The following is a 14,428-nucleotide window of genomic DNA, read 5'->3' on the forward strand; positions in this document are numbered from 1 at the left end:
ACACGACCACCAAAAAGCAAGATGGAGGCACATCCGTGGAACAGGCAGAAATCGGTTTGATCGGTCTCGGCGTCATGGGCTCGAACCTGGCGTTGAATATCGCGGAAAAGGGCAACAAGATTGCCGTATTCAACCGAACCCCTGAAGCGACGAAAAAATTCTACGCCGAGGCTGGGGACTTGCAGGGACAGTTGATCCCCTGCGAAACCATCGAGGAATTCGTCGCCGCCATTCGCCCTCCGCGCCCGATCATCATCATGATCAAGGCCGGCGATCCGGTTGACCAGCAGATGGAAATCCTGAAACCCCATCTCGCCAATGGCGACATCATGATCGACGCCGGCAATGCCAATTTCCGCGATACGATCCGCCGTTTCGACAATCTGAAGGATAGCGGCCTGACCTTTATCGGCATGGGCGTTTCCGGCGGTGAAGAAGGTGCGCGCCATGGACCGTCGATCATGGTCGGCGGCACCGAGGACAGCTGGAAGCGCGTCGAGAAGGTGCTGACTTCCATTTCCGCCAAGTACAATAACGATCCGTGCGTGGCATGGCTCGGCAATGACGGCGCCGGCCACTTCGTCAAGACCATCCATAACGGCATCGAATATGCCGATATGCAGATGATCGCCGAAATCTACGGCATTCTGCGTGACGGCCTTGGCATGAGCGCCGTCGAAATCGCCGATGTTTTCGCAGAATGGAACAAGGGCCGCCTGAATTCCTACCTGATCGAAATCACCGAGAAGGTTCTGCGCGCCGCCGATCCGATCACCGGCAAGCCGATGGTCGATCTGATCCTCGACAAGGCCGGCCAGAAGGGCACCGGCAAGTGGTCGGTCATCGAGGCGCAGAATATGGGCGTTGCCGCAACCGCCATCGAGGCGGCCGTGGCTGCGCGTATTCTGTCCTCGCAGAAGGATGAGCGTGAAGCTGCCGAGAAGATCTTCGGTCTGCCGACCGTTGCGCCTGCACCGGCTGACAAAAAGGCTTTCATCGCCGATCTGGAAAGCGCGCTTCTGGCCGCCAAGGTCGGCGCTTACGCGCAGGGCTTCGCGATCATGTCGGCCGCTTCCAAGGAGTTCAACTGGAACCTGCCGATGCCGACGATTGCTCGCATCTGGCGCGCCGGTTGCATCATCCGCTCGGAATTCCTCGATGAGATCACCTCGGCCTTCACCAAGGACCCGCATGTGGCCAACCTCATCGTGACGCCTGCCTTTGCCGGCATCGTCAAGGATACCGACGCACCGCTGCGCCGTGTCGTCTCCTACGCCGTCCTGTCGGGTCTGCCGGTTTCGGCACTTGCTTCGGCGCTCGGTTATTTCGACGCCTATCGCCGTGGCCGCGGCAGCGCCAACCTCATTCAGGCGCAGCGCGACTTCTTCGGCGCCCATGGTTTCGAACGCACCGACGGTGTGGACAAGCCGCACGGCCCGTGGGGCAGCGGCGCCGACATTTTCTGATCGGCTGAAACGACAAACGACAAAAGGCCCGCGCGAGCGGGCCTTTTTCATTTCATCGATGCCTGGATTAGCGGGCGGCGGCGAGGCCGACGATCAGGCCGCTGACGGCGTTGATGAGCAGGAACTGGTTGTCGACGCGTACCCAGTGCTGGTCGCGGCGCGGTTCTGCAAGGTGGTAACGGCGGTAGTCACGACGGTCTACCATGTTGCGGCGCTCACGGGCCGAAAGGCGCTGGCCGCGATCCCAGCGGTGCTTCTTGACGATGACCTTCTTGGTGGTGACCTGACGCTCGACGGTGACGCCGCGATGGCGATCGTCGTGGCGGCTTTGGGCCTGAGCCATCGGAGCGGCGAGAACGGTGGCAGCCAGAAGAATGGTGACGAACTTTTTCATGGAAGTTTCCTCTCGTGTTTCGATGAGGAGAACTTACGAATAAACGAATGAACGGAAACTGAATTTAAAATTACATTTATGTAATGGTTATTAACGCTTAGGGGCGGAAGTTAATCTTTTGTTTTGAGGTTTTTGGCCCGGCATTTTGCAATCTGCAGACCGCCCGGCAGAACCGGGCAGTCTGTCCTCAATCAGACGCGTTCGGCGGATTTTGCCCAGAGGTTGATATCCGCGTCCTTGGCGTAACGATCGATTTCGGCAAGCTCTTCTGCCGTGAAATCCGGCTTGTCGAGCGCCTTCACGCAATCCTCGACCTGTTCGACACGGCTTGCGCCAATCAGCGCCGAGGTGATGCGGCCGCCGCGCAGAACCCAGGCAATCGCCATCTGCGCCAGCGTCTGGCCGCGTCGCTCGGCAATGCTGTTCAGCGCACGGATGTTTTCGACATTGCGCTCGTTGAGGAAGGCCGGGTTGAGAGACTTGCTCTGCGATGCACGGCTGCCATCCGGCACGCCGCCGAGATATTTCGTCGTCAGCATGCCCTGCGCCAGCGGCGAGAAGACGATGGAGCCGATGCCCAGTTCTTCCAGCGTGTCGACGAGACCGTCTTCCTCGATCCAGCGGTTGATCATCGAATAGCTCGGCTGATGGATGATGCAGGGCGTGCCGAGGTCCTTGAGGATCGCGGCGGCCTCGCGGGTGCGCTTCGAGTTGTAGGACGAGATGCCGACATAAAGCGCCTTGCCCGAGCGCACGATCTGGTCCAGCGCGCCGCAGGTCTCCTCAAGCGGCGTGTTGGGGTCGAAACGGTGGGAGTAGAAAATATCGACGTAGTCCAGCCCCATGCGCTTCAGGCTCTGGTCGCAGGAAGCTATCAGATATTTACGGCTGCCCCATTCACCGTAAGGACCGGGCCACATGTTGTAACCGGCCTTGGAGGAGATGATCATCTCGTCGCGATAGCCTCTGAAATCCGTCTTCAGAATTTCTCCGAAGGCGGTTTCGGCGCTGCCGGGCGGCGGGCCGTAATTGTTCGCGAGATCGAAATGGGTGATGCCGAGATCGAAAGCGCGGCGGCAAATGGCCTGTTTGGTCTGGTGCGGCGTATCGTTGCCGAAATTGTGCCAGAGTCCCAGCGAGATTGCCGGCAGTTTCAGGCCGGTTTTGCCGCAGTGATTATATTTCATGGATGCATATCGGTTTTCGGCCGGTTGCCAAACCATGGGTCTTCCTCCGCTTGCTGATGACTGGCTGCCGGAGAACCCGGCAGCCTTTTGAACTGATGAAGACAGGCGTGGGTTCACCTGTCATTCCCGAGAGGGATGGTTATGCCTTTCTCCGCATGCTTTCAATGCCGGGATTGGGCGAGGATTGGCAGGTATGAAGATCGAAGATGCGGAAATGCGGCTGGGGGCCGTCCGCTTTCGGGGTGAAGATGATACGGCGCGTTTCGCCGGCGGCAAGATCGAAGAGATTGTCGGAATAACGTCCGGGCTGATCTGCCTCCAGCATGACGAAGAGAGCGAGGCCGGTGGCGCTGACATCGATTTCGAACTGACCGTTTTTCAGTGTGCTGGTGGTGAATGTCAGGCCTGCTGGCTGAAGCTCCAGCGCCTTGTAGCTATCGCGCACATGGTGGCCTTCGCCGGTCATGCCGTTGGAAGCGATGAAATTCCAGGCGAGGATGGCGCCATCAGGCAGGCTGTCCATGTCGATATCGGTCAGCATGGCGGCCCTGTCGGTCGCGCAGGTGCCGTTGGCGGATTTCAGCGGCACGCGGTTGCCGTCCATGGTCAGCGCAACGATGTTCATGTCGATTTCCACATCCTCCGCCGTGTCGTTGACCATGGAGAAGCTCACCCGGCCTCCATTTTCTGAAGGGATGGCCGAGACTGTAACCGGCTGGAAGAAACGGCGGGCGGCATAATGCAGCGCTTTCCAGCCTCCGCCATAATCAAGGCTCGACCATGAGGCGACCGGCCAGGTGTCGTTCAGCTGCCAATAAAGCGTGCCCATGCAATGGGGCTTGAGCGAGCGCCAGTAATCGACAGCCGTGCGGATCGCCAGCGCCTGCTGGACCTGACTGAGATAAACGAAATTCTCGAAATCCTTCGGGAAGCGGAAATAGCGGAACATGGTGCCCGCAATCCGCTCATTGCCGCCGACATTCTTCTGGTGCAGCTCGATGACCGGGGAGGCGATGTTCATGTCCCGGTCTTCCGCGTAGGTGCGGATGACGGGCATGGATGTATAGGACTGGAAACCGAATTCGGAGCAGAAGCGCGGTTTCACCGAACGATAATTGTCGAATGACTTGTTCTCGTGCCAGACGGACCAATAATGCATGTCGCCGGAACCATCGGCGTGCCAGGCATCGCCGTAATCGAGATAACCCGACGCTGGGCTCGATGGCCACCAGAGCGCTTCGGGAGCGGCTTTTTTCAGGGCCCGTTCGATGGTGCGGTTCAGGCGGTCATAGGCGACGAGATAGCGGTCGCGATTGTTGCGGGATTCATCGAACCAGGTCAGCGCGCCCACCAGCTCGTTATCGCCGCACCAGAGCGCGATGGAGGGATGAGAGGAGAGGCGTTTCACCTGATAATCGACCTCGTGTTCGACATTGTCGAGGAAATCCTCGCTGCAGGGATAGAGATTGCAGGCGAACATGAAATCCTGCCAGACCAGCAGGCCGAGACGGTCGCAGAGATCGTAGAACCAGTCTTCCTCATAGAAGCCGCCGCCCCAGACGCGGATCATGTTCATATTGGCCTCGACCGCGGAGCAGAGAAGGTCTTCGGTCTTTTCCCGGCTGGTCAGCGAATAAAGCGCATCGGCGGGGATCCAGTTGGCGCCGCGGCAGAAGATTTCCCGGCCGTTGATGCGGAAGGCAAAGCGGCTGCCCGCCTCGTCCTTGTCCGTCAGAAGCTCGATGGTTCTGAAGCCGATCTGCCGGGTCACGGTCTCATCGGGCAATTCCACCGTCAGCTCGTAGAGCGTCTGTTCGCCACTGCCGGCCGGCCACCAGAGCTCCGGATTTTCCACGAAGAAGACGTGGCGCACCACCGTTTCACCGGCGCCGACGCCGCAATCGAGCCTGAGCCTTTCGTCATTCAGCGACAGATAGACCGGCAGGCTGGCCGGACCTTCGGCAAACAGCGTGACGGCCACATGCAGTTCCACGCCGCCTTCGACATGGTGCTGCGAGGTGACGACATGTTCGATGCGGGCTGTATCGAGGCGCTTCAGCAGGATTTTGCCGTAAAGGCCGAGCGGGGCAATCGCGATATTCCAGTCCCAGCCGAAATGGCATTGCGGCTTGCGCAGCATGTTGCCATTGGCAATCGGCGAATTGCCTGGGTGATAGGGAATATAAAAGGGCTGGCGTGCCTGCCGTTCCGCACCGGCGGCGATGTTGGAATGGAAATGGATGCGGATGGTGTTTTCACCCGGCCGCACAGCCCGCGAAACATCCGGGCGGTAACGGTGGAAACAATTGTCGGCGCTCAGGACAGGAATGTCGTTGACGAAGACGATGGCGACGGTGTCGAGGTAATCGATATCGAGATACCAGCTGGCATCAGCCTCATCGAGAATGAAGGTTCGCTCAAGGATCCAGTCCTGCTGCGCGACCCATTGTACCGCCTTCTCATTGGCGCCGTGATAGGGATCTGGAATGATGCCCGCATTTTTGAGCGCGGTGTGAATATCGCCCGGTACGGAAAGCTGGGTGGCGTGGTCTCCTTCCACCGAGGTCAGGCGCCAGGACCCGGCCAGATCGACGACGGTTTCGGGCGAGGAAGAAGAAATCATAATCGGACCCTGCATAAAATGAATTCGAAGAAGACTGGCCTGCATCATGGTGCAGGCTTGTGTCAGAATCTGGGGAGAATGGATGCCCGCAAAGCGGCTGCCTCACATTTATCCGGCTTTGCGATTTCCTCTCTTCGGCAACGTTACCGTAAAACTATCGTTCCGTCATTCCTTTGAGTGACAATCGGTAACATCAAAAATGACGGGGAACGCCGGGTCTTGACAATGCTGTTGTATCGTCCAAAAGAATATCGATTTTTATCATTTTATATTAGCGTGTTATGTAAATTTTTTAATCTATATAATGAGGAAATTCATCCAATGATATCCGGACTTTTGGCCCTGTAAGAAAAGGATCGCAGTCGGGAAATATTTTCCGGACCTATATCGTTTTAGCTGAATTGGCCGATTAGCCGGACAAGACCGCTTTTGACCGCAGACCTTTGCCTTTGCAACGGAGCAAAAGCTATCTATGATTACCGTTCGGTAAAGCGTGGCGAAATGACATGAACGATACTGGCAAATCCGGCAGGAACGACATACCCGCGACCACGGGCGAGCGTCCGACCTTGAAGACAATCGCCTATATGACGGGTCTCGGCATCACCACCGTCTCGCGCGCACTGAAGGATGCGCCCGATATCGGCGCTGAAACCAAGGAGCGCGTGCGGCTGATCGCCCGGCAGATCGGTTACCAGCCAAACCGCGCCGGGGTGCGCCTTCGCACCGGCAAGACCAATGTGATTGCCCTTGTGCTTAGCGTCGATGAAGAACTGATGGGTTTCACCAGCCAGATGGTCTTCGGCATCACTGAGGTTCTATCCACAACACAATATCATCTGGTCGTAACGCCCCACATCCATGCCAAGGATTCAATGGTGCCGATCCGCTATATTCTCGACACCGGTTCGGCGGATGGGGTCATTATTTCGAAGATCGAGCCCAACGATCCGCGCGTTCGTTTCATGACCGAGCGCAACATGCCCTTCGTCACCCACGGACGCTCCGATATGGGCATCGACCATGCCTTTCATGATTTCGACAATGAGGCCTATGCCTATGAGGCGGTTGAGCGGCTGGCGCAATGCGGGCGCAAAAGGATCGCCGTCGTCGTGCCGCCATCGCGGTTTTCGTTCCACGATCACGCCCGCAAGGGGTTTATGAGGGCGATCAGGGATTTCGGCCTTAGCGAATTTCCGCTGGATGCCATCACCATCGAAACGCCGCTCGAAAAAATCCGCGATTTCGGCCAGCGGCTGATGCAATCCGATGACCGTCCCGACGGCATCGTTTCGATCAGCGGCAGCAGCACCATTGCGCTGGTGGCCGGTTTTGAGGCAGCCGGTGTGAAAATCGGCGAAGATATCGATATCGTCTCGAAACAGTCCGCCGAGTTCCTGAACTGGATCAAACCGCAGATCCACACCGTCAATGAGGATATCAAGCTGGCGGGCAGGGAGCTTGCGAAGGCCCTTCTGGCGCGCATCAACGGCGCGCCGCCGGAAACCCTGCAGAGCATCAGCAGCCCTGTCTGGTCTTCAATGGCGCCTAAGCCGTAACGAGCTGCCTTGCGATTGATGGCGCGACGTCTCTTACCCAGCGATTGTCGCGCCTCTTTTCCTTATGCAGTGCTTTATATTTCAAGCGCAAGTAATTGGTTTGAAATATATATTCTTCCGATCAATCACGCCTCGGCCCGTACTCCGATTCAAAGCCGGAATGACGGAGCCGGAGCGTTAGGGGCGGCAATGCGCATCAGGACAGGCAATCCTTCAGCGAGCCTGCAATGCCGCGCATCAGCTTGAAATAAAGGTCCGGGCCGGGTTCCAGTGTCGCTGCCTCCGGATCGAGCGTCGCCGATTTCGCAGCGGTGCCTTCGGTAATGACCGAAATCAGCTTCGGCTCGAATTGCGGTTCAGCGAAAACGCAGGTTGCGCCGAGCTGGCGAACCTTTTCCTGCATCTGTTTGACGCGGTCCGCACCCGGCAGGGTTTCGGGGCTGACGGTGATCGACCCCGCCGTCTTCACGCCGTAACGATGCTCGAAATATTGATAGGCATCGTGGAAGACGATGAAGGGCTTGTCCTTCACTGGCTTGACCGTTTCCCTGAGTTCGGCATCGAGCGCATCGAGGTCGTCGATCAGTTTTTTGGTATTGGCCTGATAGGTCGCGGCATTGCCGGCATCGGCGGCGATCAGCGCGGTTTCTACCGTCTGCGCCATGGCCTTGGCATTGGCGGGATCGAGCCAGAGATGGGTGTCGTATGCGCCATGGTCATGGTCCTCGTGACCCTCCGCATGGTCGTGTCCATGATCGTGCGCGCCTTCCTCTTCAGCATGGCCGTCATGCGCCTCGTGGCCTTCATCGCCATGGTCGTGTGCTTCAAAGGGGCCGCCTTCACGGAAGGGCAGCTTTTCCAGACCCTTTGCGTCTTCCAGTTCCACCACGGTTGCCTTGCTGGCAAGCGCTTCGAGCGGCTTTTCCAGGAATGCTTCCAGTCCCGGCCCAACCCAGAAGGCCACATCGGCCTTTTCCAGCTTGCGGGCATTGGACGGTCTGAGATTGTAGGTGTGCGGCGAAGCCGCGCCGTCAACGATGAGCTGCGGTTCGCCGACGCCCCGCATGATGGCGGCGACGAGGGAATGGACGGGCTTGATCGAGACCACGACATCGGGCGCGGCGGTGGCGCCGGAAGCGGCGGCCGCTATTGCCACCGATGCCATGAGCGGGATCAGGAACGATTTCATGAAATGCACTCCACTTGAAGAAGTATAGTTATGTTATTACATTTATTGCGTAACTCTATAACGTATGCAATAGCGCTAAGCAACATCGCCGAACGGACAATCCCATGCTTCATTCCGCCCATCGGGGCAAAGAGATACTGGTTTCCCTTGCCAATGCCGGCGTCCAGCGCAACGGCCGCTGGCTGGTGCGCGGCGTTGAGTTTTCCGTCAGCAAAGGCGAGATCGTCACGCTGATCGGGCCGAACGGTTCCGGCAAATCCACCAGCGCGAAAATGGCAATCGGCGTGGTGAAGCCGACCGAGGGCGAGGTTTCGCGCATTGCCGGTCTGAAGGTCGGTTATGTGCCGCAGAAGCTTGCCGTGGACTGGACCATGCCGCTTTCGGTGCGGCGGCTGATGACACTGACCGGCCCGCTGCCAGCCCGCGAAATCGATGCGGCGCTGAATGCGACGGGCATTGCGCATCTCGCCAATGCGGAAGTGCAGCACCTTTCCGGTGGTGAGTTCCAGCGCGCACTTCTGGCCCGCGCCATCGCCCGCAAGCCCGATCTGCTGGTTCTTGACGAGCCCGTGCAGGGGGTCGATTTCTCCGGCGAGATTGCGCTCTATGATTTGATAAAAAATATCAGAAATTCAAATAATTGCGGAATTTTGTTAATCTCACATGACCTGCATGTGGTAATGGCTGAAACCGACACCGTGATATGCCTGAACGGCCATGTCTGCTGCCGGGGCACGCCGCAGGCGGTTAGCCAGAGCCCGGAATATATGCGGCTGTTCGGCGGCGCCGCGGCCAAGGCGCTTGCCGTCTATAGCCACCATCACGATCATACGCATCTGCCTGATGGCCGGGTGCAGCATGCAGATGGTTCGGTGACCGATCATTGCCACCCGGAGGATGGGCACCACCATATGCATGACTACGGCCACCATCACGACAGCCATGACGAATGCGGCTGCGGCCATGAGCATGAGCATGAGGGCCATACGCCGTCCAGCCACGGACAGGGAGAGCGCCATGTTTGACGATTTCTTCGTTCGCGCCATGGTCGCCGGTATAGGCGTTGCGCTCACTGCCGGTCCTCTCGGCTGTTTCGTCGTCTGGCGTCGCATGGCCTATTTCGGCGATACGATGGCCCATTCGGCGCTGCTCGGCGTCGCGCTGTCGCTGCTGTTGCAGCTCAACCTCATCGTCAGCGTCTTTCTGGTGGCATCAGCGGTTTCGATCCTGCTGCTCTTTCTCCAACGGCGGCAGGCGCTATCCGCCGATGCGCTGCTTGGTATCTTGTCCCATTCGGCGCTGGCGATCGGTCTCGTCATCGTCGCTTTCATGAGCTGGGTGCGCATCGATCTCGTCTCGTTCCTGTTCGGCGATATTCTCGCCGTTACCCGCAGCGATATCGCCCTGATCTGGGGCGGCGGGCTGGTGGTCATCGTCTCCATGGTGTTCCTGTGGCGGTCGCTGCTTGCCTCCACCGTCAATACGGAGCTGGCCGAGGCCGAGGGGCTGAACCCGGAGCGTGCAAAACTGATCTTCACGCTGTTGATGGCGCTGGTGATCGCCATTGCCATGAAGGTGGTCGGCATCATGCTCATCACATCGCTGCTCATCATACCGGCGGCGACTGCCAGACGTTTTTCCGCGACGCCGGAGGTGATGGCGGTGGTGGCTTCGCTGATCGGCGCGGTCGCCGTTGTCGGCGGCCTGTTCGGCTCGCTCAGTTACGATACACCGTCCGGCCCATCCATCGTGGTTGCCGCGGTGATCCTCTTCGTTATAAGCCTGTTGCCGGCGCCGGGTTTTTCCCGCGCTGCGGATGAAGGAGGCAAGTCATGAATGCGCAGACCCAGCAGAACCTCACCAAGAACCAGTCGCTGGTCATGAATGCCCTCTCAAACGCGCATCAGCCGCTCAGCGCCTATATGATCCTCGACAAGCTGCGGGATGAGGGTTTTCGTGCGCCGCTGCAGGTTTACCGTGCGCTGGAAAAGCTGGTGGAGTTTGGCCTCGTGCACCGGCTCGAGAGCCTCAACGCTTTTGTCGCCTGCACCCATACGCAGGCGGAGTGCTGCTCGCACCACCATGGTACGGTGGCTTTCGCCATCTGCGAATCCTGCGGGCAGGTGACGGAATTCCACGATCATGAAATCGACCACCGCCTGGAGCGCTGGGTGAAGGACAGCAAGTTCAAGGCGGAAAAGACCACCATTGAAATTCGCGGCCTCTGCGCCGCGTGCTCGGCTTAAGCTCACGGGCAGGGCGGGCGTGGACGCCCGCCGTTTCCTACTCCTCGATTATCGCCAGATCTTTCGAAAAGCGCTTCCAGTTTTCGATGTATTTTTCCGCCGAGCGGCGGAGCCCTGCTGCGGCCTCATCATCCAGCGTGCGGATGGCGCGCGCCGGCGAGCCGACAATCAGGGAATTGTCCGGAAATTCCTTGCCCTCCGTCACCAGCGCATTGGCGCCGACGAGGCAGTTGCGGCCGATCTTCGCGCCATTCAGGATCGTTGCGCCCATGCCGATGAGCGAATTGTCGCCAATGGTGCAGCCATGCACGATGGCATGGTGGCCGATGGTGCACATTTCGCCGATGACGGCGGGAAAACCGGGGTCGCTATGCACCATCACGCCCTCCTGAATATTGGTGCCGCGCCCGATGCTGATCGGCTCGTTATCGCCGCGCAGCGTTGCGCCGAACCAGATGCCGACATCCTCACCGAGCGTCACCGAGCCGACGACATTGGCATCCGGGGCAACCCAGTAGCGATCAGGCGCAGGGGTCTGCGGCACCCGGTCGGCGAGGCGGTAAAGCGGCATCGTGGTCTCCTCCCTTTTGTTTTCTTCGGCCTCAGGCAACCGTCACGCCCAGCGTGCCGACACCCTCGACGCCGCATTCGATGCGGTCGCCACGTACGATGGGGCCGACGCCGGCCGGTGTGCCGGTCATGATGACGTCACCGGCGGCAAGCGTGAACAGCTTGGAAAGCTCGGCAATCACTTCCGGCACCTTCCAGATCATCTGGGCAAGATCGCCCGTCTGCTTGCGTTTGCCATTGACGTCGAGCCAGATCGCACCTGTGGCGGGATGGCCGATCCTGTCCGCCGGGACGATGGGGGAGACCGGTGCGGAATATTCGAAAGCCTTCGCGCCTTCCCAGGAGCGGCCCATCTTCTTCAGGCCGTCCTGAAGGTCGCGGCGGGTCATGTCTATGCCGACGGCGTAACCCCAGACATGGTCCAGCGCCTCGGAAGCCGGGATATCGGCACCGCCGCTTTTCAGAACCACGACACACTCGACTTCGTAGTGCACATTCGACGACAGCGGCGGGTAGGGGAAATCCTGACCGGCGGGCAGCAGATTGTCCGGGTTTTTCTGGAAATAAAAGGGCGGCTCGCGCGAGGGATCGTGGCCCATCTCAATGGCGTGATCGGCATAATTGCGGCCGACGCAATAGACCCGCCGTACGGGGAAGAGGTCGTCCGTGCCTTCAACGGGCAGCAGAACGGGTTTCGGAGCGGGGATGACGGTGGCGGCCATGTCGATTTCCTGTCGTCTTTTTCGGTGCAATTCTTGTCCCGCGATTCCGGGCCGATTTCCAGTTCAAAATGACCCTGGCTGCAAAACTGGCTTTTTACGGTCCTTTGCTGTAGAAGCCGGCGCAAAGAGGTAAATCCATGTACAGACAAGCGCTTGCAAGCGGCGAAAAAATCTTCGCCGTGGCCCCCATGATCGACTGGTCCCGCGAACGGAAATAACGTAGCAATCGCACTGGCTTGTCCTTCTCGCAAAATCGCGCGTAGCAAAAATGTAGCAATAAGCACCTCACCTGTTTCGATTGTGCAAACACTTTTGGCTGCGCTATCATGGCTCCCGAGGCTGAAACGTCGGCCTCAAATCCCTCCAGTGAACGGGCTCTGATCCACGGCAAAGTGGCTGCACCAGCGGCCAGCCAGACACCCCGGCGCTGTTTCCATATCCGAGGAAACAGCAATGATCCTAAACGGCCCGAAACAAGATAAAACCGGCATATTGCGAGCTGATTCAATGGCTTGCTACAAATCCACCATGGATATTGCAGCAGGTGACTATGAATGAGTTGGCTCTTTTCGCGGGCGCTGGTGGAGGAATTCTTGCAGGGCATCTGCTTGGATGGCGGACAGTGTGCGCAGTTGAGCGCGACATCGACGCAGCGCTTGTTTTGGCGCAAAGACAAACCGATCGAATTCTGCCGCCTTTCCCGATCTGGTCAGACGTTGAAACTTTTGACGGGCGCCCATGGCGAGGCCTTGTTGACGTGGTATCGGGCGGCTTCCCCTGCACGAACATCGCAATCTGTGGAGATGGCGCCGGCCTTGACGGCCTGGACAGCCGATTGTGGGTGGAGCAGCGAAGAATCATCGATGAAGTACGACCCCGTTTCGCGTACATGGAAAACTCGCCAATGCTTACTTCACGGGGGCTTGGACGAATTCTCGGGGACTTGGCCGAAATGGGGTTCGATGCACGATGGGGAGTGCTTGGAGCATACGACGCCGGCTTGGATCACCAGCGAGATCGCATCTGGATTGTGGCCGACTCCAACGGCTTCGGACGAAAAGGGCAGCGTCTCACCGGAGACCGCCAAACGGCGAGCAGAAAAGTCATCTCGCGGAGTTCGTCTCCCAGAGTATCTGACCCTGAAGGGATTGCTGCCTGGCGGGCGTCACAACCCGGAATTCAGCGAGTGGTTGATGGGGTGGCCGCAGCAATGGACCGCCACAGAGCCATTGGGAATGGACAAGTTCCTAGAGTGGCAGCAACAGCATTCCGCATTCTCTCTCGCTCAGAATGATAACTCGCCTGACGCCAAGGCCATTACTGCTTGAATTCTTTCGCCTATCCTCGACTCTTCTTCCCTCATTTGCTACATGACCGGTCAAAATCCCACCAAACCGCTCATGTAGCAAAATTTGTAGCAGCGCCGCCGACAAAAGGCGTCGGTACAATTATCCTCTAATATAAAATGGCGTCTAAGTGACTGAATTCAAGAAGGTTTTTGCAGTAGCGCCGATGATCGACTGGACCGACACGAGGTGCAGATTTCTGCACCGGCAATTGTCGAAGCGCGCGCTGCTTTATACCGAAATGATCGTTGCCGACGCCATCATCCATGGCCAGCGAGACAGACTGCTCGGTTATCACCCTGACGAACATCCCGTCGCGCTGCAGCTTGGCGGGTCTGATCCGACCAAACTTGCCGAGGCGGTGCGGATCGCTAGCGATTACGGATATGACGAGATCAACCTCAATGTCGGCTGTCCGTCGGATCGGGTGCAGTCCGGCACCTTCGGCGCTTGCCTGATGCGCGAGCCGGAGGTGGTGGCGCAATGTATCACCGCAATGAAGGCTGTCAGCAGCGTGCCGGTTACGGTAAAGTGCCGGATCGGGGTGGACGATCAGCAGCCGGAAGCGGTCCTGCCGGACTTTCTGAAGCGGGTTGTTGCGGCAGGCGCGGACGCCGTCTGGGTTCATGCGCGAAAAGCCTGGCTGCAGGGGCTTTCGCCGAAGGAAAACCGCGAAGTGCCGCCGCTCGATTACGATCTCGTCTATCGCATGAAGCGGGAAAACCCTGATGTCTTTATCGGCATCAATGGCGGTATCGCCGATCTCGATCAGGCGAGCGAACATCTCCAGCATATGGATGGTGTGATGCTCGGCCGTGCCGCCTATCACAACACGTCCATTCTTGCCGATGTCGACCATCGCATCTATGGCGAAGAGGCTCACCAGCCAGACTGGATGGCGCTGCGCGACGCGATGATGGCCTATGCCGCCGACTATATCGCCGCAGGCGGACGTCTCAACCACGTCACCCGCCACATGGTCGGGCTGTTTCAGGGCATGCCCGGCGCGCGCCGTTTTCGGCAAATCCTCTCCAGCGACGCCACCCGGCCGGGCGCAGGCCCGGAGGTGATCGAGGCCGCTTTCGCGGCCATCGATTTCAGCCCGACGAAAGAAATGGCGGGCTGA

At 58.7% G+C, this 14,428-nt stretch carries 13 protein-coding genes; 7 read left to right on the forward strand and 6 right to left on the reverse strand.

Going from position 1 to position 14,428, the window contains the following annotated elements; genetic code table 11:
* The first annotated feature begins 35 nt into the window (after nucleotides 1–35).
* Nucleotides 36–1,466: an NADP-dependent phosphogluconate dehydrogenase gene (gene gndA, locus PIB16_RS17850; RefSeq protein ID WP_003525022.1), complete on the forward strand. Its 1,431-nt coding sequence runs from the start codon at nucleotides 36–38 to the stop codon at nucleotides 1,464–1,466.
* 67 nt (nucleotides 1,467–1,533) lie between these two features.
* On the opposite strand, the gene PIB16_RS17855 is transcribed toward gndA, so the two are convergent.
* The 3 genes from PIB16_RS17855 to PIB16_RS17865 all read right to left on the reverse strand — a co-directional run bounded on the left by PIB16_RS17855 (nucleotide 1,534) and on the right by PIB16_RS17865 (nucleotide 5,685).
* Nucleotides 1,534–1,860, reverse strand: coding sequence for an RcnB family protein (locus tag PIB16_RS17855; RefSeq protein WP_142845513.1), 327 nt, complete (start codon nucleotides 1,858–1,860; stop codon nucleotides 1,534–1,536).
* 191 nt (nucleotides 1,861–2,051) lie between these two features.
* Entirely contained in the window at nucleotides 2,052–3,083 is a 1,032-nt protein-coding gene (mgrA, locus tag PIB16_RS17860) for an L-glyceraldehyde 3-phosphate reductase (protein WP_065655449.1), read from the reverse strand.
* A gap of 103 nt (nucleotides 3,084–3,186) precedes the next feature.
* A complete protein-coding gene (locus PIB16_RS17865; protein ID WP_271046076.1) occupies nucleotides 3,187–5,685 on the reverse strand; it encodes a beta-mannosidase in 2,499 nt (832 codons plus the stop codon).
* Nucleotides 5,686–6,176: 491 nt separating this feature from the next.
* Here PIB16_RS17865 and PIB16_RS17870 point away from each other — a divergent pair, with 491 nt between their 5' ends.
* Entirely contained in the window at nucleotides 6,177–7,229 is a 1,053-nt protein-coding gene (locus PIB16_RS17870; RefSeq protein ID WP_220318154.1) for a LacI family transcriptional regulator, read from the forward strand.
* Between the two features lie 196 nt (nucleotides 7,230–7,425).
* On the opposite strand, the gene znuA is transcribed toward PIB16_RS17870, so the two are convergent.
* Nucleotides 7,426–8,418, reverse strand: coding sequence for a zinc ABC transporter substrate-binding protein ZnuA (gene znuA / locus PIB16_RS17875; RefSeq protein WP_271046077.1), 993 nt, complete (start codon nucleotides 8,416–8,418; stop codon nucleotides 7,426–7,428).
* 104 nt (nucleotides 8,419–8,522) lie between these two features.
* On the opposite strand from znuA, the gene znuC reads away from it, so the two are divergent.
* The 3 genes from znuC to zur are packed head-to-tail and all read left to right on the forward strand — an operon-like array spanning nucleotide 8,523 to nucleotide 10,664.
* A complete protein-coding gene (gene znuC, locus PIB16_RS17880) occupies nucleotides 8,523–9,443 on the forward strand; it encodes a zinc ABC transporter ATP-binding protein ZnuC (protein ID WP_271046078.1) in 921 nt (306 codons plus the stop codon).
* On the forward strand, nucleotides 9,436–10,254 hold the full coding sequence (gene znuB, locus PIB16_RS17885; protein ID WP_020809931.1) for a zinc ABC transporter permease subunit ZnuB: 819 nt from the start codon (nucleotides 9,436–9,438) through the stop codon (nucleotides 10,252–10,254). Before znuC ends, znuB begins: the two co-directional genes overlap by 8 nt.
* Entirely contained in the window at nucleotides 10,251–10,664 is a 414-nt protein-coding gene (gene zur, locus PIB16_RS17890; protein WP_020809932.1) for a zinc uptake transcriptional repressor Zur, read from the forward strand. The genes znuB and zur overlap by 4 nt, the downstream gene beginning before the upstream one ends.
* A gap of 37 nt (nucleotides 10,665–10,701) precedes the next feature.
* On the opposite strand, the gene PIB16_RS17895 is transcribed toward zur, so the two are convergent.
* Both PIB16_RS17895 and PIB16_RS17900 read right to left on the reverse strand, forming a co-directional pair.
* Complete coding sequence (locus PIB16_RS17895) at nucleotides 10,702–11,235, reverse strand: gamma carbonic anhydrase family protein (protein ID WP_174035994.1); 534 nt, start codon at nucleotides 11,233–11,235, stop codon at nucleotides 10,702–10,704.
* A 31-nt stretch (nucleotides 11,236–11,266) separates the two neighbouring features.
* On the reverse strand, nucleotides 11,267–11,956 hold the full coding sequence (locus PIB16_RS17900; RefSeq protein WP_078052997.1) for a fumarylacetoacetate hydrolase family protein: 690 nt from the start codon (nucleotides 11,954–11,956) through the stop codon (nucleotides 11,267–11,269).
* Between the two features lie 550 nt (nucleotides 11,957–12,506).
* On the opposite strand from PIB16_RS17900, the gene PIB16_RS17905 reads away from it, so the two are divergent.
* Nucleotides 12,507–13,250, forward strand: a complete 744-nt coding sequence (locus PIB16_RS17905; RefSeq protein ID WP_442866787.1) for a DNA cytosine methyltransferase — start codon at nucleotides 12,507–12,509, stop codon at nucleotides 13,248–13,250.
* Between the two features lie 182 nt (nucleotides 13,251–13,432).
* Nucleotides 13,433–14,428, forward strand: a complete 996-nt coding sequence (dusA, locus tag PIB16_RS17910; protein ID WP_271046080.1) for a tRNA dihydrouridine(20/20a) synthase DusA — start codon at nucleotides 13,433–13,435, stop codon at nucleotides 14,426–14,428.

This window comes from Agrobacterium sp. ST15.13.015 (assembly GCF_027871645.1).
Taxonomy (GTDB): Bacteria; Pseudomonadota; Alphaproteobacteria; order Rhizobiales; family Rhizobiaceae; genus Agrobacterium; species Agrobacterium leguminum.